The organism is Brevibacterium sp. 239c (assembly GCF_900169365.1).
Classification (GTDB): Bacteria; Actinomycetota; Actinomycetes; order Actinomycetales; family Brevibacteriaceae; genus Brevibacterium.
Genome location: NZ_FXZH01000018.1, coordinates 21016 through 43913, shown reverse-complemented (window position 1 = coordinate 43913; position 22898 = coordinate 21016). Strand labels below are relative to the sequence as shown.

The window sequence follows — 22898 nt, the reverse complement described above, 5'->3', positions numbered from 1 at the left end:
CCCGGCTGACTGCAGACGGATCACTCCGGCCGGCGGTCGTCTTCCGGTGAGGATGAGGAGGACGGTGCGGATTCCATTGCGTCGATCGACTCCTGGGCAGCGGCCAGACGTGCGTCGAAATCGTCGAAGTCGTCTGCTGTCTGGTCGAGCTCGGCGACAAGACCGGAGATGATCGATGACTGCGACTCGGCGTCGATCCGCAGCTCTCTGAATTGCCAGTCCGCGGAGTCATCGGCCGCTGTCCGGGACAGAACATCGAGGACCCGGTCGCCGAGTTCACGTGAGCGTTCGGAATTGTGAAGCAGCATCAGCTGCTGGTCGAGTTCGGTCAGACGCTCGTAGTACTCATGCATGGACAGCACCCGGTTGGCCATCGAGGTGAAGGCCACAGCAAGTTTCGACAGGTACGTCTCCACCGACTTCGCGGTTCCTTCGTCCCTGATGCTCTCAATCTCTTCACGCAGCCGAACCAGTTCGGCCAACCGCACACCGATTGAGGCGACAGCATGGTCAAGATCGACACGTGAGACATGGTCACGCAGGATCGGGTGGGTCCAGGCTCGTGTGCGCACAATCTTGCGCGCGATGGTCACTGCGAGGTGGAACAGTCGTTGTTCGTCGGTGTCGCGGCTTTCCTTGCGGCCAGGCTGGAATCCCAGCGACGCCGGAGTGATCCACTGCGCTTGTCCTACCTGAGCGCGGTTCTTCCGGCTCAACCGTTTGGGGTCACGGAAGTACTTCGGTCCGGTGACTGCCGCGAACACACCTGTCCCCACTGCAGTCACTCCCCCGAGCGCCCCGAAAGCCAGTGCAGCATCGGCGAAGCCCGACAGCAGTGCCAGTCCACCGGGGGCGGCAAAGCCGGCTGTGACAGCGGCTCCGGTTCCGGTTCCGCCTTTGAAGAGCATGCTGGAGCGGAAGAAGTTTCGGCGCATTCCCCCGGTGAGCATGATCGCGCTCGGGGACCCCGCGGTGTAGCGGTAACCGCGAGCATTCCAGGCCTTCATGATGCCCTTGTTGACGCTTTCGGGCACGAGGACGCGATAGACCGGGAGAGACTTCCCGCATTCGCTCTTCCACAACGACTTCCACGACTGGGACACCGCATTCACCTCCACATACGGATGGCACCCGCACGCCGAATCCACCGGTTCTATGCCCGGCGAAGTCAGCACCTGGCCCGTGAGAATGAGAACAGCCACACCCTCCGGACTTCTTTGATGTTCAAGTCTAGAGGGTGTGGCTGGATCAATCCTGAGTTCTGTTCAGTCGCCTGATCCTGTTCAGTCGACCGATCCTTGTCAGACGACTGCGAACTCAGCCGTTGATCTTGGCAAGGATCAGATCCTTGGCCTTTCCGGCATCGGCCTGACCGCGGGTGGCCTTCATAATCGGTCCCATCAGGGCACCGATGGCCTGCATCTTTCCGCCCTTGATCTTCTCGACCACGTCAGGGTTGGCAGCGATGGCCTCCTCGACTGCGGCTTCGAGTGCACCGGTGTCTTCGACGATCTCGAGACCACGGGCGCTCATCACCTCGGCGGGTTCGCCTTCTCCGTCGGCCACAGCTGTGAGGACGTCCTTCGCGAGCTTGTCGTTGAGCTTGCCGTCGTTGATCAGCCCGATCAGGGCTGCGACCTGGTCCGGTGTGACAAGCTCAGTGGGATGCTGTTCCTTCTGGTTGGCCAACCTGGCCACCTCACCGGTCCACCATTTGCGTGCTGCGGCGGGCTTGGCGCCCGCGCTCACAGTGTCCTCAATGGCTTCGAGCAGACCTGCGTTGACGACGTCGCGCATCTCCAGATCGGAGAAGCCCCACACGCCTGCAAGGCGACGGCGTTTCTGGGCCGGCAGCTCGGGCAGAGTCGCCCGCAGCTCTTCGACCCAATCACGGCTGGGCACAAGCGGAACGAGGTCCGGCTCCGGGAAGTACCGGTAGTCATCGGCATCTGACTTCGGACGCCCCGATGACGTTTCCCCCGTGCCTTCGTGGAAGTGACGGGTCTCCTGCACGATCTTCTCGCCGGCTTCCAGACGGGTCGCCTGGCGGGCGATCTCGTAGCGGACCGCACGTTCGATCGAGCGGAAGGAGTTGACGTTCTTCGTCTCTGTGCGGGTGCCCAGTGGAGCATCGGGGCTCTCGCGCAGGGACACGTTGACGTCGGCACGGACGTTGCCCTGTTCCATGCGTGCTTCGGAGACGTCGAGGGCACGGAAGATGTCGCGCAGGGTCCGTACGTAGGTGGAAGCCACCTCGGCGGCCCGATCCCCTGTCCCGGTGATCGGGTGGGTCACGATCTCAACCAGGGGCACACCGGCACGGTTGTAGTCGACCAGGGAATGGTCGGCTCCGTGGATGCGACCGGTGGCGCCGCCGATGTGTGTGTTCTTGCCGGCGTCTTCCTCCATGTGAGCGCGCTCGACAGGGATGGTGAACATCGTTCCGTCTTCGAGTTCGATCTCGACCTGTCCCTCGGCCGCAATGGGCTCATCGGACTGGCTTGTCTGGAAGTCCTTGGGCACGTCCGGGTAGAAGTAGTTCTTCCGGGCGAAACGGCAGGTCTCCGCGATCTCGCAGCCCAGTGCCAGGCCGATCTTGATCGCGTACTCGACGCCCTTCTCGTTGACGACGGGAAGTGAGCCGGGCAGCCCCAAGGAGGTGGGGGTGATGTTGGTGTTCGGTCCCCCGCCGAAGGTGTTGGGTGCGGCGTCGAACATCTTCGTCGCGGTGCCCAGTTCGACGTGGACCTCGATGCCGATGACCGGATCGTATTTCTTGATCGCGTCTTCGTATTTCACTTGGTGGTCAGTCCTTCCGCGAGAGTATCGAGCACTCGAGTCCCGGAGGCTTCCAAGGCGGCTTCGAGTGGGCCGGCCACCTCGTACATCTTCACGTCCTGTCGTGCCGGGGCGAGGATCTGGAATCCGACGGGCAGACCGTCGGCCAGTCCTGCTGGCAGGGAGAGTCCGGGGATTCCGGCCAGGTTGGCTGGGATCGTCGCCACGTCGCCGAGGTAGAGGGCCATCGGGTCGGATGCCGCCTCCGCGCCGAACTTCAGAGCCGTCGTCGGTGCCGTCGGTGAGACGAGGACGTCGCAGGACTCGAACGCCTTGGTGAAGTCATTCTGCACCAGGGTGCGGATCTTCTGGGCAGACCCGTAGTAGGCGTCGTAGTAGCCGGCGGAGAGTGCATAGGTGCCGAGGATGATGCGGCGTTTGACCTCATCACCGAAACCGGCAGCACGGGTCGCTGCCATGACCGTCTCAGCGGTGACCGGACCGGACTCGGGCTCGACCCGCAGTCCGTAGCGCATACCGTCGTAGCGGGCCAGGTTCGACGACACTTCGGAGGGCATGAGGAGGTAGTAGGCGTCGAGTGCGTAGGAGATCGAGGGGCAGTCGACCTCCACGATTTCAGCACCGGCCGCAGCCGCCACGTCGAGGGCGGTCGAGAACACATCGCGGACGCCGTCCTGGTAGCCCTCACCACGCAGCTGCTTGATGACGCCGAGCTTCTTGCCCCCCAGGTTCGATGTCTGTGCCGCCGAGACGAACCCTGCCACCGGGTCCGGCAGCGAGGTCGAGTCGAGCGGGTCGTGACCGGCGAGCAGCTCGTGCAGAGCTGCGGCGTCGGCGACGTTGCGGCCCATGGGTCCGACCTGGTCGAGGCTTGAGGCCATGGCGATGATGCCGAAGCGGGAGATCGAACCGTAGGTCGGCTTCACACCGACAGTTCCGGTGAACGCGGCAGGCTGTCGCACCGAACCGCCGGTGTCCGTGCCGACCGACAGCGGAGCCTGGAAACCTGCGAGAGCAGCGGCCGCACCGCCGGAGGAGCCCCCGGGCACGTGCTCGAGGTTCCACGGGTTACGGGTGATGCCGAAAGCAGAGTGCTCGGTCGTCGAACCCATGGCGAACTCGTCGAGGTTGGTCTTGCCCAGGACAGGGAGTCCGGCGGCCTTGACCTTGTTATGCACGGTCGATTCGTAGGGTGGAACCCAGTTCTCGAGCATCTTCGACGCCGCGGTCGTGGCCACACCTTCGGTGACGATGAGGTCCTTGAGCGCCACGGGCACTCCGGCCAGGGCGTGAACCTCTTCGCCGGCGCTGCGCTTGGCGTCGACCGACTTCGCCGTCTCCAGCGCAAGTTCGTCGGTGACGGTGATGAACGAACCGAAGTCTGCTTCGGTAGCGTGGATGCGATCCAGGTGAGCCTGGGTCACCGCGACGGAGGAGAACTCGCCGGCTTTCAATCCTGCGGCGAGTTCGAGGGCGCTCTTATTGATCAGTTCGCTCATCATTCCTCCCCAAGGATCTGTGGGACCAGGAACTTCTCGTCAGCAGATGCTGGGGCCGAGGCCAGAGCCTGCTCGTTGGTCAGGGTCTCACCCACAACATCGGGGCGCAGCACGTTCGACAGTGCGATCGGGTGGCTGGTTGCCGGCACATCATCGCCGGCCACTTCATTGACCCTGGCAACATTGCTCAAAATGGTGCTCAGGTCACCGGCGAGCGATTTCAGCTCGTCTTCGCCCATGGCGATCCGAGACAGCGAAGCCAAATGCTCGACTTGCTCGGGGGTGATTGCGGAGGACTCCGTCATTCCCTGCCTTTCATCGGTCTGTTTACTCGTCAGCAAGTCTAGTCTCTTTGCCGGACCGGTTCTGAAGGGAACGATGTGAGGTTCGCCGGGGCATCAGTGCGTGGCTTCGCCGAGGCGGGTCACTCAGGTGGCGGACTGTTCGGGCCAGGTGCGTTCGCCTCTGATGTAGCTCGAGATGTCCCCGAGCACCCTGTCGGCGTCAGCTTGGGAGAACTCTCCGGACGCGACTCCTGCCTGCAGATCGCCGGCGAGGTCGTTGACTCGTGATTGAGCGTCGGCAACGGTGTGTGCCACCAGACCGGCACTCTCACTCGGTGCCGTGGCGCTGACGAAGTCGAGCCCGCCGTCGGGCGTCGTCTCCGTGTGGGGCTGCGCATTGGCGGCGTGGTTACTCTCACGATTCTGATCACCGTTGCGAGTGTCGTCGCCGGTGGTGTCACCGTTGCGAGACTTGTCGTCATCGCGGGTTCGGGTGGGGGCGAGCGGTGAAGCTGAGGAACCGGTCAGTGCGGGAGCGGCACGTTTGATCGGCTGCTGTCCGGGGTTGAGGATGTAGTCGGCAATGCCTGCCGTCACCGGTGCCGTGGTGAGTACTGCGGCGAGAACGACGGCAGTGCCGGCAATCAATCGGGGAATTGCTTTCATACCATCACTCTTCCAGATCAAACTGTTTCCCCACTTCACTGCTGCTGAGATGATCCTTGATATTCGGTGACGAATCCGTGGCAGGAGTGCGCCAGATCACGGCTCGTCACAGATCGTCAGTCGAGGCTGCCAGTCTCCAGGAGCGTGCGGAACGTGTCCTCGTCGAGGACCCTGACGCCCAACGATTCGGCCTTTTCCAACTTCGACCCGGCGTTTTCCCCAGCCACCACATAGTCGGTCTTCTTCGACACGGAACTCGCCGCCTTGCCGCCGGCGCCGAGGATCGCCTCTTTGATTCCGTCACGGGTGAACGTGGACAGCGAACCGGTGGCCACAATCGTGAGACCTTCCAGAGTCTGGGCTCCGGCTTCCTGAGGCTCGTCCTCCATCCGGACTCCGGCGGCTGCCCAGGCCTCAACGATCTCGATATGCCAATCCACGGCGAACCAATCACGGATGCTCGCCGCGATCGTCGATCCGATTCCGTCGACGGCTGAGAGCTCTTCGAGTTCAGCAGCCCGGATGGCTTCGAGGGTTCGAAAATGTCCGGCTAGGGTGCGTGCTGCAGTTGGACCCACGTGACGGATCGAGAGTGCGACGAGGACCTTCCACAGGTCCTGGTCCTTGGCCTTGTCGAGTTCATCGAAGAGCTTCTTCGTGTTCGCGCTCGGAGCACTCGGCTTCTTCGCAGTTGCGCGGGTGTAGAAATAGGGCACGAGTTCGCGCTCCCCCGTCTCCACACCTTTGACCTTCTTGTTGCGCCAGATCTTCACCTCGGCCAGATCTTCAGCCGTGAGGTCGAAGAGGAACGCTTCGGAGGTCAGCGGCGGCGCCTCGGGCTCGGCTGGAGCGGTCAGAGCCAGAGCCGCCTCTTCACCCAGGGCCTCGATGTCGAAGGCCGCACGGGATGCCAGGTAGAAGATGCGATTAGCCAGCTGGGCCGGGCATGACCGGGCATTAGGACAGCGTTTGTCCTTATCGCCTGCCTTCTGCTCCCCCAGCTTCGTGCCACACGAGGGGCAGTGAGTGGGCATGACGAACTCGTACTCGTTGCCGTTGCGTTGGGCGACGACCGGACCGAGGACTTCGGGAATGACGTCGCCGGCCTTGCGCAGGGTCACAATGTCACCGATGAGCACGCCCTTGCGGGCCACCTCGTAGCCGTTGTGCAGGGTCGCACGTTCCACCGTGGATCCGGCCACGGTGACCGGATCCATCACCGCGAACGGGGTTACTCGACCGGTCCTGCCCACCTGAACCTGGATATCGAGGAGCTTCGTGGTGACCTCTTCGGGCGGGTATTTGAAGGCTGTCGCCCAGCGCGGTGCACGTGAGGTGTAGCCCAGGGTCTCCTGGACGGCGATATCGTCGATCTTGATGACGATGCCGTCGATCTCGTGGGTGACATCGTGGCGGTGTTCACCGTAGTAGGTGATGAAGTCTTCGATCTCGTCAACCGTGTCCAGCACCTTGAAGTATTCGCTGATGGGCAGTCCCCAGCTTCTGAACGCCTCGTAGACCTCGGACTGATGTGCGGGTTCGGGATGCGAATCATCGGCCGGTGTCCAAACTGCGATGCCGTGGACGAGCATGTGCAGCGGACGTACAGCGGTGACGGCGGGGTCCTTCTGGCGCAGGGATCCCGCGGCGGAGTTGCGGGGGTTCGCGAATGGGGCCTTGCCCTCTGCGACGAGAGCGGCATTGAGTTCGGTGAATTTCTCCAGAGGGAAGAACACTTCCCCGCGGATCTCGACCTCGGCGGGTGGGTAGTCGGTGTCGAGTTTGTCCGGGATGTCGGAGATGGTGCGGACATTCGCGGTGATGTCCTCACCGATACGTCCGTCACCGCGGGTGGCGGCGCGCACGAGTTCACCGTTGCGGTAGAGGAGGTTGACGGCGAGTCCGTCGATCTTGAGTTCGCAGAGGAACTTCGACTTCGCCGAGGTGGCCGCGCGGACCCGGTCGTACCATCCTCTGAGTTCTTCGACGTCGAAGACATTGTCGAGGCTGTACATCCGGCCGATGTGCTCGACCGGGTCGAAGGTCGATGTGTCGATGACGCCGCCGACGGTCTGGGTCGGTGAGGAGTCGGTGATGAGCTCGGGGAACTTCTCCTCGAGGTCTTGGAGGCGATGGACGAGATCGTCGTATTCGGTGTCGGAGACGAGCAGGGAGTCCTGGTAGTACGCCCCACGATATTCTTCGATCTTCTCCACGAGTTCCGCATGCGCCTGAGCCCGAGAGCTGGCATCCGACAGGTCTGAGTTATCGGGCGTGTCTGTCATTCGATCTCCTCAAAGGCACGCCGCAGACCTGCGGCGATCATCATCGTTCCCGTGCTGATGTTCTCGGCACCGTCTCCGTCGACCGAGGTCAGCAGCGGCGGATAGGTCATCGGAAGCTCTTCGCCCGCGAGGACTCCGAAATCACGCAGACTTCTAGTGCTCATGCCGATGCGGTTCCACGGCGTCATGATCCTGTTCAACCAGTGCTTGACCTCCTTCGGACGCGCTCCTGCGGCCGGCGGCAGACCCATCCATGTCCCGACCCCCGCTTCGGAGATCATGGCCAGCTGCTCCCACCCGTGTGCCTTCAGGCTAGCCAACGGCACTGACACAGCGGTGGCACCGGAATTGCGGACCACCTCGGCGGCGGTGATCTCCTTGCCCTGCAGCGCAATGGAATCGAAATCGGGGAGGCTGAGCAGCACCGGGGGCAGATGCCGCAGCGTCGACTGCAGAGCGGCGTAGACCTGATTCTCGGACACCGCGGGCAGGGTGGCCCAGCCGGAGACCGTGGGCCAGGTGCCGGTGAGGACCGGGTGCAGGCGGGTCTCGACGAGGCGGATCACAGGCGCCATGCCCAGTGTGGAGAGCTTGTCGGCGAAGGCTGCCAGTCCGAACGCATAGGCCTGGATGACATCGCGGCGGGCTCCGAGATCACCGAGGACAGGGGCCCCGGAGGCCAGGCTCAGGGCGGTGACCACGGTCCACGGTCCGGGCAGGGAGACCTGGACCTGACCGGTGTAGCCGTCACCGTACTCGGCGATGGCGTCGAAGGCCTCGCTGAGTGCAGAGGATTCGAGTCGTTCGTCGCGACCCGCTGCGCTCGTCAGGCGCCAACCGAAGGACGCTCGGTCGACGTGAAGGTCGGTGAGCAGACCGACAGCTCGCCCGATCGCGTCTGCGCCCCACCGGTCCTCGGCCCGGTGAGCATTCAGCGGTACGGGCGGCAGCTGCTCGCCGAGGTGATCAAACGCCGCTGCGGCCGCCTCACGGACGGGGCTGTTCGCGATGTAGCCGGCGGCCCCGGACAGGGAACCAGCTTCGGCCTCGGGCCGGGGGCCGGGGATCCAGATGCCGGTGGTCGTTCCCGCGGGTGCGAGGTTGGCAGGGGTTTCGGTCGGTTCAGCCATGGTTGCGGCTGTGTGGGATTCCGAAGACGTCGGCATAGAACCCGAACTCGCTTTCCAGGGAATCGATGATGGTTTCAGCTCGGACGAACCCGTGGGATTCGCCCTTGTACAGACGGTAAATGTACTCCACTCCGGTCAATTCCAAGGTATCGACGAATTCCTGGGCCTGACTGGGTGGGACGATCGGGTCGCGATCGCCTTGCATGATGGCCACGGGGACAGTGATGTGCGTTGTACGTCGAATCGGTGACCGGGTGATGTAGGCGTCCTGGGCCTCCGGCCAGGGGCCGACCAGTCCGTCGATGTAGTGCTTCTCGAAGTCGTGGGTGTCCACGACGAAGCGCATCAGGTCGGTGACCCCGAAGTAGGAGGTGCCGCAGGCGAAGGTCTCTGAGGAGGCCAACGCGGTCAGCACCGTCCACCCGCCTGAGGAGGCTCCGGAGATCGCAATCCGGTGGGGGTCGGCCAGCCCTTCAGCCACCAATGCGTCGACCGCGGCCAGGGTGTCGGAGACGTCGACGATGCCCCATTGGCCGCGCAGACGGTTGCGCCAGGCCCTGCCGTAGCCGGTCGAACCGCCGTAGTTGACCTCCATCACCCCGATGCCTCGGGATGTGAAGTAGCTGAACCGGGCGGACATGTCGGGGGTCGCTTGACCTGTCGGTCCTCCGTGGATGGAGATCACGTAGGGCGGGCGTTCGCTCTCAAGGGCGGTGAATCGTGGGTTGTGCGGCGGGTGGATGACGACAGGGACGCCGCCGAGCTCTCGCGTTCGAGGCCGCGAGCAGTAATCCTGGTGTGCGTCGAGGCGTTCCTGGGCGATCTCGATGAAGGTGCCGGTGGCCCGGTCCACGGCGTAGAGGGCACCGGTCGAGTCCGCGGACTTCGCGGTCAGGAGAATATGGCTGTGGCTCAAGTCGTGGAGTTCGAGGCTGCCGAACGGCTCTCCCGGTGCGGTGATCTCTTCGAAGTCACTGCTGAGGACGTCGTTGCCCGACCGTGGGAGTCGTGTTCTGACGAGGGAAGAGGTCGCTGACTGGGAGTGGGCCCAGATCTCCTCGTCATCATTCAGATGCCAGATCGCTCCCAGCTGCCAGAGTGGGCCGCCGATCTCGCTGCCGGTGTCGAGGAGCGGTCGCAGAGCGGTGACGTCGAGCTCATCAGCGAATTCGCTTGTCCGCGTGGAGTCCTTGAACTTATCCGTGGAGTCTGTGCTCGTCTGCCTGGACTCTTTGGCAGCCCGGCGGTCGCGCACCAGACAGTCGATCGGTTCGAAGTCCAATGAGTACAGGGCCCAGTGACCGTTTTGGTCCGAGCTCACAATGAGCGAGGAGTCCGAGGTGAATTCGGGTTGCAGGAGCGATATATCGTGTCCGCGCATGACGCCGGCGACGGGAGTGTCTTGGGTGCGAACGTCGATGAGCCACAGGTTCGTCTGGTCCCAGGGCATGTTGGGATGTTCCCAGCCGATGAACGCCAGTGTCGAACCATCTGGTGACAGGCGGGGCCACGCCATGAAGTAGGAATGGCGTGAGAGCACATTCGTCGTCCCGTGCCTGGTGATCAGGACGATGGCTCGTTCTCTGCGGGTGGACCGGCAGTCCTCGCGCACACACAGCAGACCCCAGCGGGTCATCGTCAGGTCGCCGTACCGGATGCGGCCGGAAGTATCAGGGGTCAGGGCGTGCGGAGATCGGCCTGGAATGATCTGCCAGATCCGCTGGTCTGAGGCGTTGACGAAGTAGATGACATCGCTGTTGGGATCCAGTGCCCATGCGCCTCCCCCGTATTCGTGGACCGAGGACCTGATGTTGAAGTCTGCGGGCAGCACCTGCTCCTTCAGCCCCGGATGTGACAGTGACGTCCGGATAAGGCCTGTGCGCGAATTCTCCGTTGGGACCTTCGTGGAGAAGTAGATGTGCTCACCACGGAATGCGGCATCGAAGATCGGTGCGGAGCCCGCAGCCACCTCCGCCGCGCTCAGCGGAGACGACCAGGTTCCGAAAGGTGCCGTGACGACATCTTGGGGAAATTCCTTCATACCCCCAGGTTAACGCAGGGGCGAAGACCACAGCTCAGACGCTGCAGCAGTCTTTGCCCGCAGACGCCGAGCCGGACGAATCGTCCTCAGACGCCGAGGCGGTCCTTGGCTGTCACGTCGATGGTGGCCTGCCCGAGAACCCGGGTTCCACGGTAGATGACCATGGTTTGCCCGGGAGCAACGCCGGAGAGTTCCTCATCGACGTCGATGTGCATGAGCTGCCCGGCAGGTCGTGCGGCCGGAACCTCGACCTCATCGACGATCGGGTTGACTTCATGTTCGGGCGCCTCGGAGATGTAGTCGCCGAGCCACGCCCTGGCCGGAACCGGGTCACTGTGCGCCCGGATCTGGACCTCGCAGTCGATGGCGGTTGCAGGTTCGGTGCCGATATCGGCCGGTGCCGGACCGGCCCAGGTGGTTCGGATGCCGGTCAGGTGAGAGACCCCGAGATCACTGCGGGAGCCGACCGTGACCGTGTTCGAGGCCGGGTCGAGGCCGGTGACGAAGCGCGGCTGACCATCGGCGGCGGGCTTCTGGATGCCCAGGCCCTTTCTCTGGCCGATGGTGTAGGTCATCGCACCATCGTGTTCGCCCAGGGTTTCACCTTCGGCGTCCTTGATGAGGCCCGGACGCATGGGGATCTTGTCCGCCAGCCACGCCTTCGTATCGCCGTCGGGGATGAAGCAGATGTCGTAGGAGTCAGGCTTGTTGGCCACGGAGAACCCACGCTCGGCCGCCTCGGCGCGGACTTCCGCCTTCGATGCGGTGGCGCCGATCGGGAAATAGCAGTGTTCGAGCTGATCGCCGGAGAGTACGCCGAGGACATAGGACTGATCCTTCGCGAGGTCCTCTCCGCGGTGAAGTTCGGGGAGTCCGTTCTCGTCGCGCAGCACCTCGGCGTAATGGCCTGTGGCGATGGCGTCGAAGCCCAGTGCCAGGGCACGATCGAGGAGGGCCGCGAACTTGATGCGCTCATTGCAGCGCATGCACGGGTTGGGTGTGCGCCCGGCCGCGTATTCGGCGATGAAGTCATCGACGATGTCCTCTTTGAACCTCTCGGAGAAGTCCCACACGTAGAACGGGATGTCGAGCATTCCGGCCACACGGTGGGCGTCCCGGGAGTCTTCGATGGTGCAGCAGCCGCGTGAACCAGTGCGCAGGGTTCCGGGCATGCGGGACAGGGCGAGGTGGACTCCGACGACTTCGTGGCCTGCGTCGACGGCGCGTGCTGCGGCGACTGATGAGTCGACTCCGCCGGACATGGCGACGAGAATTTTCATGATGCTCCTTGCATCCAGCGTGGAGTGGCCGAGACCATTCCAGCCTGGTGTGCTTGTTCGACGACTTCGGGCAGAACCTCGAGAAGGCGATCGACTTCGTCTTCGGTCGAGTCGTGGCCGAGGCTGAATCGTTGTGCTGATCTGGCGACGTCCTCATTCATGCCGCAGGCCAGCAGCACGTGGGAGGGACGGGAGACCCCGGCCGAGCAGGCTGAGCCCGTTGAGGTCGCCAGTCCTCTCGCATCGAGGCCGAAGAGCAGGGAATCGCCTTCACACCCGGAGAATGTGAAGTGCGCGTTCGCGGGGAGTCTGCCTCCACCTCGGCGACCGGAGAGGGTGGCGCCCTGAATCGTGTCCTCTATGCCGGAGATGAGCCGGTCGCGCAGGAATGAGAAGCGGGCGGCTCGGGCGTCGATATCGGCAGTGGCGAGGTCCACGGCCTTCGCGAAGGCCACAGCACCGGCCACGTCGAGTGTGCCGGACCGGACTCCACGTTCCTGTCCCCCACCGTGGAGGATGGGCGCAGGAACGGCGGCGCGGTCGAGCAGCAGTGCGCCGATGCCCACGGGCCCGCCGATCTTGTGGGCGGTGATCGACATGGCGGTCGCGCCGAGCTCGGCGAAGTTCAGCGGGATCTGGCCCAGTGCCTGCACGGCGTCGATGTGGAAGGGAACACCAAGATCTTTGGCACACGAGCCGATTTCGGCGATCGGCTGGAGGGTGCCGATCTCATTGTTCGCGGCCATGATGGAGATGAGAGCGGTGCGCTCGGGGGCGTGGCGCAGTTCGGTCAGGGCGGCATCGAGATCGAGGTGGCCTTCTTCGTCAACGTCGAGGTAGACGATTTCGGCACCCTGAGTGCCCAGCCACTCCACCGAGTCGAGGATCGCATGATGCTCGATCGTCGTTGTGAGCACGCGCGGGCGAACCGGTGCTTCGAAGGTGGAGTCGTTGCGGGCCAGGTAGAGGCCCTTGAGTGCGAAGTTATCGGCTTCTGTGCCGCCGGAAGTGAAGATGACCTCGGATGATGTGGCTGCGCCGACGCCACGGGCGATGTCCTCGCGGGCGGTCTCGATACGCATCCGCGCGGCCTGACCCACGGTGTGCAGAGCCGAGGGATTGGCCCGTCGGCTCAGTTCGTCGGTGTAGACGTCGAGCACCTCTGCCGGCATCGGCGAGGTGGCTGCGTGGTCAAGGTAAATCGGCACTCTCCCTATTTTAGGTCGTGATCGGCACTTCGGCCAGGATCAGTGCCGCATCTCATAGTCACTGCCGGACCGACTGTCGGCGGAGCTGCGGCTCGCGTTTGAACTGTCCGGTCAGGGCAAGAACGATGACGACGATGCCGATGACGATCCAGCCGGAGACACCGAGCGGATTGACCAGAGGAAGATTCGCGGAGTCGCCCGCCGTACCTACGAGGAAGACGAGGTTGCCCGAAGCATTGAGTGAGCCGTGACCAATGACGGCGGGCCAGATGGACCCGGTGCGCAGACGAAGCCAGCCGAAGAGCACTCCCCAGGCGATGCAACCGCCGGTCATCAGCAGCACGCCCCAGATGTTCGGCTCATCGAAGTTCTGGCCCAGAAGGATGATCGGCGAATGTCACAACCCCCAGATGGCCCCGCTGAGCAGCAGTGCCGGCCAGGTTCCCAGTGGCCGCAATGCGGGCAACAGCCAGCCCCGCCAGCCTGCTTCCTCAGCGAAGGCCGGCAGCGCGTTGAAGACCGACGCCAGTGGAATGACCGCCACCGAAGCCAGGGCAATCGGCCGCAGCATGGACTCTTCGATACGGGCATCGAGCGTCTCTTGGAAGCCGGAGAAGTGAACGAGATCGAGGTGGATCCACCCGAAGAGGGCCGAGATGGCGATGCATGCAAACACCAGCACCATGGGCGCCACCGTCATGATGACCGCGAACCAGACGACTCGCTTGGCGGGCCGCAGCGGCCACAGGCCAAGGAACCGTGCCCACTCGCGACGGGGCACCTTCATGACGAACACCACGACCGCTGCTGCAATGAGCGGAGTGAACATCGTAACCACCGGCAATATGCGGTTGAACAGAGCCGATGCCTGGCTGTCCCCTGAGGCCAGCCAGAGAGGCATGCTCACCAGCCAGGCAAGTCCGAAGGAGACGGCGACGAAGGTGACCAACGCGGCCCAAGGAACTCTGCGCAGGCGGTCCCCACGGTCCATTACTGTCGAGGTGCGTGGGAAGAAGTCATCGAAGGTGTCAGGCATATGCTCCGACAGTATCAACAACATCTATTGTTCTACAGGTCCGTGGAATCTGGGCGCGGACTCTCTTCGCGCACAGTTGAGTGCTCTGTTGCGCACCGTTGAGTGCTTAGGAGTGCTCCGGTGACAGTTCTTAGTCCGGTGCCGACTAAACTGGGTCGGGTGTTCACCGTTTTCACCATCGTGCTCTATGCCGTCTCCGCCGTTCTGGCCATCTGGTCGATCGTCGAAACCATCCGCAACAGACCCGCCGGCAAACTGCTGCTCGGCGCGACTGCACTGCTTCTGCTGCTGCTCATCGTGCAGCTGGTGCTCTCGATCGCCACGTTCGGGTCGACCCACGGCGTCGATCCGCTCTTGTACTTCGGCTACGTCATCACCGCGATCCTCGTCATCGCCTTGGCTGGTTTCTGGGCGTTCGCGGAACTGAGCAGATGGGGGCCGGGCGTGCTCGCAGCAGCAGGACTGACGGTGATCGTCATGATCGAGAGATTGGACCAGATTTGGCACTGAAGAAGCGACACGACGGTGGCGGTGTCCGCTTAGCGGCCGCCTCGGCGAAGAAGGACCGCGCCGCGAAACGCAATCGCTCACCGTATTCGGCGATGCACACCGGCCCGGGCCGGGCACTGACTGCCGTCTACGGAGTCTTCGCTCTATCGGCCACAGCTCGCGCGGGCTATCAGGTCATCCGCGAGTTCGACGTGGCACCGGTCGCGTATTCGCTGTCCGTGATCGCCGCGATCATCTACATCGTGGCCACAATCTGCCTGGTCATCGGCAACCGCATCTCGCACCGGATTGCGATCGGCGCCTGCGTGATCGAGTTCGTGGGCGTCATCGTCGTCGGCATCCTCAGCTTCACCCATCCGGAAGACTTCGCGAAGCCCTCCGTGTGGTCGTCCTTCGGCAGCGGCTACGGGTTCATCCCGCTCATCCTGCCGCTCGTCGGACTCTGGTGGCTCTCCCTCGTGGGCCGCAGAATCCGCGCCAGCTGAGGTCACACCGACCGAGGCCGCACCAGCGAAGACCACCCAAATTGAAAAGTCAGGCCCAACCGCGGCGGGGCCTGACTGTCAATTGATGCGTGAGTCTCACTCGATGTACGAGACTGTCACTCGATGTGTGAGGACAGCACGTTCCAGTCGGTGGACACGGCGCTCAGCTCATCCTTGGTCTTCATCAGCACATACGGATGGGCGGTGTCGACCTTGACGGTGTTGCCGTCCTTGTCGTTAGTCTTCACTGCCTCGATGGTGTCACCCAGGTCGACCGAATAGTCGTCGGGGACCTTGATCGTCAGGGTGCAGCGGACCTCGCCCATCCCGATGGCGCCGTGCTCGGTGCTCAGGGTCATCGAGGTGAAGTCGAGCTTCTCGTAGGGTTTGCAGGAGATATCGACCTTGTCGAATCCGGAGTCCTTACCCCGCAGGTCGCCCAGGTAGCCCCTGAAATCCTTGAACCCGCCTTCTTTCAGCCCCTTGGCATCGGCCTTATCGGCCTTGCCGTCGGCGAGGAATTTCGAGACCTGGTCCGCGGTCTTCGTCATCTCATCGTCGAATCCCTTGGGCCCGGGCTTGACTGCCCCGTGTCCGTCGGCCATGAGCGTCGGCGTCTGATCGGTCGGGATGTAGGAGGCGGTGCGCACGATCGGATCCGCCGCCGCCGATTCCCGGGTCGCGAGCTGGACCTGTGTGAGCTTCTTATCACCGTCGGAGGTGCCGAAGGCGTAGAACCACATCGGGTACTCGGTGAAGCTCGGGCTACCGGCGACGACCTCGCTGAAATTCGGTGCCCGCAGCTTCTGCTTAGCCTTCTTCGCGATCTGCATCTGGGCGCGGGTCCGATCGATCAGGGGTTCGCCCTGAATCTTCTCGAGGTCGGTGCCTCCGTCGTCGAGGATCTTATCGAGCGACTCGGTGTAGTCGGTCATGAATTTCCCGGCCTCACCCGGGCGCATCGCCGTGCGCTCGTAGGGCGTGATCTCAGGGCTGTGCGGCTGCGCCACGGGCAGCGCACTGCATCCGCTCAAGGCCATTCCCGTCGTCAGGCTCAACGCTGTGACCGAGCGCAGTGAGCGCCTGCCTCGTGTGTTCCTCCGCCGAGGTGGCTCTGCCTTCGCCTCATCAGGGTTCTTCACGAGGCGGGAGCTTCGCACCCGACCGGTGCCCGTCGTGTAATCCTGTGCGTTCGCCCCAGCGCCGAGGCCGGCCCCTGGACCCGCCCCGCGGTCAGTCTTTCGCGCGACCGGCTTCTTCTCCGGTCGGATCCGGCAATTGAACCAGCGCAGGAAGAAGTAGGCCGCGAATCCGGCGAAGATGATGCCCAATGCGATGCCGAGCAGGCTCAATGCCAGGACTCCCTCCACACGCATCTTCAGCGAGACCGTGGTTCCATCGAGATTCTCGCCCTTGTCTGCGGCGGAGATGACGAGCACCTGCGGGTCGGCGTCGAGGTCGAAGGTCTTCGCGACCTTCTCCCCTGTGTCCTTGCTGGTCCACCAGTCCCTGTCTGTCAGCGTCGCTTCGGGAGCGGCGTCGCCGGGGATGAATCGGTGCTCGAGAGTGTTCGGGAACTCGACGTTGCTGATCTGCTCCTGTGCCACACCATCGAGGATGCTGTCAGTGTCGACGCCGTTGGCGGTGCCGACGAACAGCTTCTTACCGTCGGCATTCGCGGCCTCAACGGTGACGCTGGTGCCCGAATAGGGAACGATCGCCTCGTCGAGGACGACGGCATAGGCGCCGTCCTTGACCTTGAAGGCGTCGGTCTCGGTGACCTCGTCGGTGCCGACGACGGACAGCGCTGAGATCACCAGTACTGCCACGATCACCGCTGCGACCGCGAACAGAATGGCTGTGGTGAGACGGACTCTCTGGTTCAGAACAAGGCCCTCATCAATGCTGTGCGTGCCTTGGTCACGGCCGGATCATCCGCGCCCAGGACTTCGAAGAGTTCGAGAACCCGCAGACGCAGCGCTTCCTTCTCATCGCCTGCGCTGACGCGGATCAGAGAGATCAGTCGATTGAAGGCACTGCTCGGGTTGCCTCCCACGATCTCTGCATCGGCAGCCGCCTTGGCCGCTTCGGCGTCCTTCGGATTCGCATCGGCGGTGGCAATGAGCTGCTGAGGATCGGCATCGATGAGGCGACGCCCCAGTCCGGCTCTGGCCAGACCGGATTTCGCTTCCTCATCTGCCGGCGATGTGGCCAGGGCAGCTTTGAACAGGGATTCGGCTGTGTCGAAGTCTCCCTGGCTCAGGGCCTCTTCTGCCTCGGGGTGGGCGGGGCCCGCTGGTTCCTGCTCGGCTCCGGCAACCACAGCATGACCGGTGACACCGTTCTCGCCGGCCAGCTTCAGCAGCTCATCGAAGTAGGCCTTCACCTGCGGCTCGGGCAGCATACTTTGGAACAGAGGTACGGGCTGGCCCTTGACGATGGCGATGACGTTCGGGATCGACTCGACGCCGAAGGCCTGCTGCAGGCGCGGATTGGCGTCGAGATCGACGCGTGCCAGGACCAGCCGACCGCCGAAGGACTCGACGAGGCGTGCGATGACCGGAGAGAGCTGTTTGCTCTCCTCGCTGCGATCAGCCCACAGGTCAATGACAATGGGAACCCGGTCAGAGATCGCGATGACGTCGTTGAAGCTGGCCTCGTCGACGTCGAATACCAAGGCCGGTACTGGAACCGCACTCGGGTCCGCCGCTGCGTTGGCAACCTGCCCCGGTCCACCGCGCTGCTCCTCGTGCGGCAGATTCTTGCTGCGCACCGCGGACAGGTCGAGTCCCTGGTTCGGCTGTGCGTTGTCCTGCGAGGGATCCATTGACACGTGGTCTCCTTTGTTGCGGGAAGTGCGAATTCGTACGGTGCGTGGTGCGTATCCGTCGGGAATCCTACAGTGCTGAGGTCCGTCGGGAATTCTTAAGCTCCGACGGTGCTGATGACATCCAGCATAGAACGTATCAACACCGCCGGGCCCGCGACTATTTCAAACTGCGGCCCTGCGACTATTCAGCCTCGGGACCAGCCGACTATTCTAAGCCCGGGCTATTTCAGTTCGACGCCGCTGAGAGTCTCCAGGCCGCCGATGAGGCGGACCTTGCCATCCTTGGGCACGAGGAACGTCAGGACCTGGGTTGTCTTCGTCGTCACCGGCTTCTGGGTGCTGTCGGATCCGGTCAGCTCCTTCTGCGGGGTGGACAGAGTCAGGGTTCCGGTGCGTCCGTCAACGGATTCCGGAGAGATCGTGGACTCGGCCTCGACGACTCCGGTGACGACGGCGGCGTCTCCGGCAGTCCCCTGCGCGACGATCTCCTTGCCCGGGGTGTACTTGTAGTCGACCTCGGCCTTGCCGTCTTCGGCACTCTTCTTCTGTGCTGCCTGGTTCTTCCAGATCGACTTCGAGAAGTCATCGGCCTCGAACTTCTTGGCTTCCTTCGAGTCCTTCCCCGAACCCAGCGCCTTGGCGTAGTCGGAGACTGCCTTCTCCGGGGTCGTCACGAAGTCCTTGGTCTTCGGATCAAGGAGTGCCGATCCCTGTCGGGAGTCGGGAATATCCGGAAGTTTGGTGCCCGGGACCAACTGGGTCTGTGACCACAGTTTGTAGTCAGAGCGCGGATCTTCCTGGGTCAGGACGAGGAGCTGGGTGTCATTGCCCGCCGAGGTGATGAGGCTGGTCATGCGCGGCCAAGAATCGGTGGCCGCGGTGTAGTTGACGACGACCTTCTCTTTGGCCACTGCCGGCGGCAGCTTCTGCTTCTCGACCTTCTCCTGCACCTTGTAGGCGTCTTCGCGCTGCTGCAGGGCAGGCCCGGTTGCACGCTTCTTCAGCTTGGCGCTGTCAGTCTTCTTATCCGCAGCCTTGATGTCGTCGGCCACGGAGTCGAGGATTCGTTTGGCCTGGTCGTCGTTGACGCCGGCTGCTGCAGTGCTCGGGGCCTCCGAGGGCTCAGGCTTGGGCAGCTCTTCAGGTCCGCAGGCGCTCAGAGCCAGCACCGGCACGATCGCGAATGCGGTTCCGTATTCCGCCAGTTTGCGGCGACGTTCCTGGCGGGCCGTGCGCCGATTCTTCTCCTTCTTCGCGCTCTTGCGGTTGAAGAAGAGAACGACGATGCCGCCGACGATCAGTGCCCCGCCGATGATCATCAGGGGGATGGCCCAAGGGGTCTCCGCGTGGTTGGGCCAGGAGATGGTGACGGTCTTGACGTCGCCTGGTTCACCGCTGCCGGCGATGAGGAAGCCTGTCCGGTTCGCATCATCGGTCCAGTCGAGCTTGACCGAGTCTGCTCCGGTGACTTCAGCGGTCCAGAGGTCGGCTCCGGCCGGGCTGGGCATCTTGGCATCGCCGTTTTCGGGCTTCACGGTCAGTCCGCCATCGGGTGCCAGTCCCGTCACGTGTGCGACTGGGGAGTTTCCGGTCCAGGCGTCGACGTTTTCGATCGGGGCCTGAGCGATCGTCAGATCACCGGAGCCCTTGGCTTCGAGGGTCGCGGGGGTTTCGTAGAGATTGAGCATTCCGGGGTCGACGACGACAGCCGGTGTGTCTGCATCGATCTCTGTGGTCGCGGTGATCTGGTCGTCCGGCGCCCACAGGGTCTTCTGCAGAATTCCGAGGCCTCCGACAACGACACCCACCACCATGAGAATCACAGCAAGTGTGTAGCGCACGTACGAACCCTTCCCTCAACAAAGTCTCTTCTGGTCCCACGTTGACCCGTGGGACAGTCCAAGTTTAAGTCACTGCGCGCGTATTGTTTTTGTGCGTGTACTCAGCGTGTGTCGGTGCGCACAGCGAAGCGAGATGCCCACGGCCCACGCTCTGCTTTAAGCTGGGCTGGTGAGCAACGACAAAATTGTGTGGATCGACTGTGAAATGACCGGCCTCGACGAAGTCAGGGACGAGCTCATCGAAGTGGCGGCTGTGATCACCGACTTCGACCTCAATCCCCTTGACGAGGGCATCGACATCGTCATCAAGCCCTCCGCTGCGGCGTTGGAGAACATGAACGACTTCGTCACCCAGATGCATACGAGTTCGGGACTCATCACCGAACTCGATGCGGGAACGACGGTCGCCGACGCGCAGGCTCGGGTGCTCGAGTACATCAAACAGCATGTCCCGGAGGCCGGCAAGGCACCATTGGGCGGCAATTCCGTGGGCACGGACAAGGTGTTCCTCACGAAGCAGATGCCTGAGCTCGTCGATCACCTCCACTACCGGATCATCGATGTGTCCTCGATCAAGGAACTGAGCAAGCAGTGGTTCCCCCGCGCCTACTTCCAGTCCCCGGAGAAGCACGGCGGCCACCGTGCCCTCGGCGACATCCTCGACTCGATCATGGAGCTCCAGTACTACCGGAAGGCCGTCTTCTCAGCTGAGGGGCCGACGTCAGAAGAGGCGAAGTCCATTGCCGCCGAGGTGGGGTCACATATCTCGCGCTGAGCCGGCATCGCAGCGCTCCCGCACCGATTTAAGAAAACCGCGCAATGCGCCGTTTTCTTCGTACTTGTGAAATGATGACTTCATCATGCCACTAAATCACATGCAGCGGCCTCTGTATGAGGTCAAAGCGAACCTGTTCAAGGGCCTGGCCCACCCGTATCGAATCCGGATCCTCGAGCTCCTCGCCGGTGCTCCGGAGGTCAGTGTCACCGATCTGCAGGCCGAGACCGAGCTCGAAGCCTCCCATCTGTCCCAGCATCTTGCCGTTCTGCGCCGACACCGCCTGGTCGAATCCGAGCGTCGGGCCAGCCATGTCTACTACCGCCTTGCCGACCGGCGCACCGCCGAACTGCTCTCCGTGGCCAGGTCGCTGCTGCTGTCGATGCTCGAAGACGATGGGGGCCGCTTAGCCCAGGCCCAGACGCTGCCGCAGATTCCAGGTGGCCCTGCAGCTGTGGACAACGCCGCGACTGCGGGCAGCACCGCGGCCACGGGCGAGCCCACGTCATGACTTCGCCTACCACCACCTCGGCGACCCTGCGGGCCGCTTTCCAGCGGGTGCGTTCTCTGCTGCCGGGCGTCTCCGACTACAGCGAGACCCGCCGTTCCTGGCCCAAGGACCTCGTTGCCGGTGTCACCGTCGGCATCGTCGCCCTTCCGCTGGCGCTCGGCTTCGGTGTGAGTTCGGGCCTCACGGCGGAGCAGGGCCTGATCACTGCCATCGTGGCGGGGTTGCTCGCTGCGGTCTTCGGTGGCTCGCATGTCCAGATCTCGGGACCCACCGGTGCCATGGCGGTCGTGCTCGTGCCCATCGTCGCCTCTCAGGGCGCCGAGGCTGTGGTGGTGGTGACGCTCATCGCCGGGATCATCGTCGTGGCGGCCGGGCTGCTGCGTCTGGGGCGCGCGGTCTCATTCATTCCCTGGCCGGTGATCGAGGGGTTCACCCTGGGCATAGCCTCCATCATCTTCTTGCAGCAGGTCCCGTTCGTCACCACGCCGGCAGATTCGCGGCCCGGTGAGCACAGTACGAATGCGCTCGTCGCGGCCGCTCAGCTCATCGGCGAGGCTGACTGGTCCTATCTGCCCTATTCTCTGACGGCGGTCGCGATCGTCGTCGTGTGCATGGTCCTGGCACCGAAGATCCACTCCTCGATCCCGGGTTCGCTCGTCGGCATCGTCATCGCCACGGTCCTCGCCGCTCTCGTGCCCAATCCTCTGGCGACCATCGGAGCGATTCCACGCTCGCTGCCCCTGCCCTCTGTCCCGGCCATCGACCTCGGTGCCATCGGTGGGCTGCTGCCGGCGGCGGGGACGATCGCGGCGCTGGCCGCGATCGAATCGCTGCTCTCGGCACGGGTGGCCTCCTCGATGTCGGATGCGGGCGCCTACCGTCCAGATCGGGAGTTGGTCGGACAGGGCATTGCGTCCATCGGCTCCTCACTCTTCGGCGGCATGCCCGCCACGGGTGCGATCGCTCGCACCTCGGTCAATATCCGGGCCGGTGGTCGCACCAGGCTGGCATCGATCGTCCACGCCCTCGTTCTGCTGGCCATCGTCCTCGCCGCGGCCGCGCCGGTAGGCCAGATTCCCCTCGCGGCACTGGGCGGAGTCCTCTTCGTCACCGCGGTGCGAATGGTTCATCTGACCACGGTGCGTGCCATCATGCGCTCCACGCGTTCCGATGCCGCAGGCTTCGTCATCACCGCGCTGATCACGATCTCCTTCGATCTCATCATCGCCGTCGGAATCGGCATGGTGGTGGCCGCTGCCTTCGCGCTGCGCAATCTGTCCCGGACGACAGGAGTGACGATCGAAGAGGTCTCCGCTGGAGAGGACACGCAGCCCGGCGACGACTCGATCTCGATCGTGCGCTTCGATGGGCCGCTGTTCTTCGCCTCCTCCGATCGGGTCTTCGACGAGGTCATGGAACTCGACGGGATCCTCGTCGTGATTCTGCGGATGTCTCAGCTCGAACTCGTCGATGCCTCCGGTGCACGCATCCTCGCCGAGGTGGTCCACACCTTCGAACGCCGCGGAATCACGGTGCTCATCAAGGGCGTCAAGGACGCCCACGTCGATCTGTTTCGGCACGTCGGTGTCCTCGGTGCGCTCAGGGACAAAAGGCACCTCTTCGATGACCTGCCCTGTGCGATCGAGCATGCCCGCTCCCACGTGGAGAGGGCCTCAACTCGACGCTGATACGAGGCTGGCTCGAAGTTGCCTCGATGC

General features: G+C 63.5%; 18 protein-coding genes and 1 pseudogene. 5 read left to right on the top strand and 14 right to left on the bottom strand.

Features of this window, described 5'->3' with window-relative positions; genetic code table 11:
- Positions 1 to 20 precede the first annotated feature (20 nt).
- The 11 genes and pseudogenes from BSP239C_RS15365 to BSP239C_RS21190 all read right to left on the bottom strand — a co-directional run bounded on the left by BSP239C_RS15365 (position 21) and on the right by BSP239C_RS21190 (position 13979).
- The gene (locus BSP239C_RS15365) at positions 21 to 1202 is read right to left on the bottom strand and encodes a hypothetical protein (RefSeq protein ID WP_257930242.1); all 1182 of its coding nucleotides are present in this window, start codon (positions 1200 to 1202) and stop codon (positions 21 to 23) included.
- Between the two features lie 115 nt (positions 1203 to 1317).
- On the bottom strand, positions 1318 to 2799 hold the full coding sequence (gene gatB, locus BSP239C_RS15360; protein WP_101574233.1) for an Asp-tRNA(Asn)/Glu-tRNA(Gln) amidotransferase subunit GatB: 1482 nt from the start codon (positions 2797 to 2799) through the stop codon (positions 1318 to 1320).
- On the bottom strand, positions 2796 to 4298 hold the full coding sequence (gene gatA / locus BSP239C_RS15355) for an Asp-tRNA(Asn)/Glu-tRNA(Gln) amidotransferase subunit GatA (RefSeq protein ID WP_101574232.1): 1503 nt from the start codon (positions 4296 to 4298) through the stop codon (positions 2796 to 2798). The genes gatB and gatA overlap by 4 nt, the downstream gene beginning before the upstream one ends.
- A complete protein-coding gene (gene gatC, locus BSP239C_RS15350; RefSeq protein WP_101574231.1) occupies positions 4298 to 4603 on the bottom strand; it encodes an Asp-tRNA(Asn)/Glu-tRNA(Gln) amidotransferase subunit GatC in 306 nt (101 codons plus the stop codon). The genes gatA and gatC overlap by 1 nt, the downstream gene beginning before the upstream one ends.
- 123 nt (positions 4604 to 4726) lie before the next feature.
- Positions 4727 to 5248 carry a hypothetical protein gene (locus BSP239C_RS15345; RefSeq protein ID WP_101574230.1) on the bottom strand — a complete coding sequence of 174 codons (522 nt, stop codon included), beginning with the start codon at positions 5246 to 5248 and terminating at the stop codon, positions 4727 to 4729.
- 116 nt (positions 5249 to 5364) lie between these two features.
- Positions 5365 to 7533, bottom strand: a complete 2169-nt coding sequence (ligA, locus tag BSP239C_RS15340) for an NAD-dependent DNA ligase LigA (protein ID WP_101574229.1) — start codon at positions 7531 to 7533, stop codon at positions 5365 to 5367.
- Positions 7530 to 8663 carry a hypothetical protein gene (locus tag BSP239C_RS15335; protein ID WP_101574228.1) on the bottom strand — a complete coding sequence of 378 codons (1134 nt, stop codon included), beginning with the start codon at positions 8661 to 8663 and terminating at the stop codon, positions 7530 to 7532. The genes ligA and BSP239C_RS15335 overlap by 4 nt, the downstream gene beginning before the upstream one ends.
- Positions 8656 to 10704 (bottom strand): S9 family peptidase, encoded by a 2049-nt coding sequence (locus BSP239C_RS15330; protein WP_101574227.1) that lies wholly within the window; start codon positions 10702 to 10704, stop codon positions 8656 to 8658. Before BSP239C_RS15330 ends, BSP239C_RS15335 begins: the two co-directional genes overlap by 8 nt.
- Positions 10705 to 10790: 86 nt before the next feature.
- Complete coding sequence (gene mnmA / locus BSP239C_RS15325; RefSeq protein ID WP_101574226.1) at positions 10791 to 11984, bottom strand: tRNA 2-thiouridine(34) synthase MnmA; 1194 nt, start codon at positions 11982 to 11984, stop codon at positions 10791 to 10793.
- The gene (locus BSP239C_RS15320) at positions 11981 to 13192 is read right to left on the bottom strand and encodes a cysteine desulfurase family protein (RefSeq protein WP_101574225.1); all 1212 of its coding nucleotides are present in this window, start codon (positions 13190 to 13192) and stop codon (positions 11981 to 11983) included. Before BSP239C_RS15320 ends, mnmA begins: the two co-directional genes overlap by 4 nt.
- Positions 13193 to 13250: 58 nt before the next feature.
- Positions 13251 to 13979: pseudogene (locus BSP239C_RS21190) on the bottom strand (lysostaphin resistance A-like protein).
- A 408-nt stretch (positions 13980 to 14387) separates the two neighbouring features.
- On the opposite strand from BSP239C_RS21190, the gene BSP239C_RS15310 reads away from it, so the two are divergent.
- Positions 14388 to 14738 (top strand): hypothetical protein, encoded by a 351-nt coding sequence (locus BSP239C_RS15310; protein WP_101574284.1) that lies wholly within the window; start codon positions 14388 to 14390, stop codon positions 14736 to 14738.
- A 92-nt stretch (positions 14739 to 14830) separates the two neighbouring features.
- Positions 14831 to 15223, top strand: coding sequence for a hypothetical protein (locus BSP239C_RS15305; protein WP_180959063.1), 393 nt, complete (start codon positions 14831 to 14833; stop codon positions 15221 to 15223).
- A 116-nt stretch (positions 15224 to 15339) separates the two neighbouring features.
- Here the strand turns inward: BSP239C_RS15305 and BSP239C_RS15300 are convergent, their stop codons facing one another.
- The 3 genes from BSP239C_RS15300 to BSP239C_RS15290 form a co-directional block, all read right to left on the bottom strand.
- Positions 15340 to 17052, bottom strand: coding sequence for a hypothetical protein (locus BSP239C_RS15300; RefSeq protein ID WP_101574282.1), 1713 nt, complete (start codon positions 17050 to 17052; stop codon positions 15340 to 15342).
- A 53-nt stretch (positions 17053 to 17105) separates the two neighbouring features.
- Positions 17106 to 18050, bottom strand: coding sequence for a tetratricopeptide repeat protein (locus tag BSP239C_RS15295; protein WP_101574224.1), 945 nt, complete (start codon positions 18048 to 18050; stop codon positions 17106 to 17108).
- A 224-nt stretch (positions 18051 to 18274) separates the two neighbouring features.
- The gene (locus tag BSP239C_RS15290; RefSeq protein WP_101574223.1) at positions 18275 to 19894 is read right to left on the bottom strand and encodes a hypothetical protein; all 1620 of its coding nucleotides are present in this window, start codon (positions 19892 to 19894) and stop codon (positions 18275 to 18277) included.
- Positions 19895 to 20063: 169 nt separating this feature from the next.
- Here BSP239C_RS15290 and orn point away from each other — a divergent pair, with 169 nt between their 5' ends.
- The 3 genes from orn to BSP239C_RS15275 all read left to right on the top strand — a co-directional run bounded on the left by orn (position 20064) and on the right by BSP239C_RS15275 (position 22868).
- The gene (orn, locus tag BSP239C_RS15285; protein WP_101574222.1) at positions 20064 to 20669 is read left to right on the top strand and encodes an oligoribonuclease; all 606 of its coding nucleotides are present in this window, start codon (positions 20064 to 20066) and stop codon (positions 20667 to 20669) included.
- An 85-nt stretch (positions 20670 to 20754) separates the two neighbouring features.
- On the top strand, positions 20755 to 21180 hold the full coding sequence (locus BSP239C_RS15280) for a helix-turn-helix transcriptional regulator (RefSeq protein WP_101574221.1): 426 nt from the start codon (positions 20755 to 20757) through the stop codon (positions 21178 to 21180).
- Positions 21177 to 22868 carry a SulP family inorganic anion transporter gene (locus tag BSP239C_RS15275; RefSeq protein ID WP_101574220.1) on the top strand — a complete coding sequence of 564 codons (1692 nt, stop codon included), beginning with the start codon at positions 21177 to 21179 and terminating at the stop codon, positions 22866 to 22868. Before BSP239C_RS15280 ends, BSP239C_RS15275 begins: the two co-directional genes overlap by 4 nt.
- Positions 22869 to 22898: the final 30 nt, after the last annotated feature.

Bases quoted from the DNA above. Each gene is read 5' to 3' on its own strand.
- gatA (WP_101574232.1), bottom strand. From the start codon at position 4,298: ATGAGCGAACTGATCAATAAGAGCGCCCTCGAACTCGCCGCAGGATTG.
- gatC (WP_101574231.1), bottom strand. From the start codon at position 4,603: ATGACGGAGTCCTCCGCAATCACCCCCGAGCAAGTCGAGCATTTGGCT.
- BSP239C_RS15345 (WP_101574230.1), bottom strand. From the start codon at position 5,248: ATGAAAGCAATTCCCCGATTGATTGCCGGCACTGCCGTCGTTCTCGCC.
- ligA (WP_101574229.1), bottom strand. From the start codon at position 7,533: ATGACAGACACGCCCGATAACTCAGACCTGTCGGATGCCAGCTCTCGG.
- BSP239C_RS15335 (WP_101574228.1), bottom strand. From the start codon at position 8,663: ATGGCTGAACCGACCGAAACCCCTGCCAACCTCGCACCCGCGGGAACG.
- BSP239C_RS15330 (WP_101574227.1), bottom strand. From the start codon at position 10,704: ATGAAGGAATTTCCCCAAGATGTCGTCACGGCACCTTTCGGAACCTGG.
- mnmA (WP_101574226.1), bottom strand. From the start codon at position 11,984: ATGAAAATTCTCGTCGCCATGTCCGGCGGAGTCGACTCATCAGTCGCC.
- BSP239C_RS15305 (WP_180959063.1), top strand. From the start codon at position 14,831: ATGCACACCGGCCCGGGCCGGGCACTGACTGCCGTCTACGGAGTCTTC.
- BSP239C_RS15295 (WP_101574224.1), bottom strand. From the start codon at position 18,050: ATGGATCCCTCGCAGGACAACGCACAGCCGAACCAGGGACTCGACCTG.
- BSP239C_RS15280 (WP_101574221.1), top strand. From the start codon at position 20,755: ATGCCACTAAATCACATGCAGCGGCCTCTGTATGAGGTCAAAGCGAAC.
- BSP239C_RS15275 (WP_101574220.1), top strand. From the start codon at position 21,177: ATGACTTCGCCTACCACCACCTCGGCGACCCTGCGGGCCGCTTTCCAG.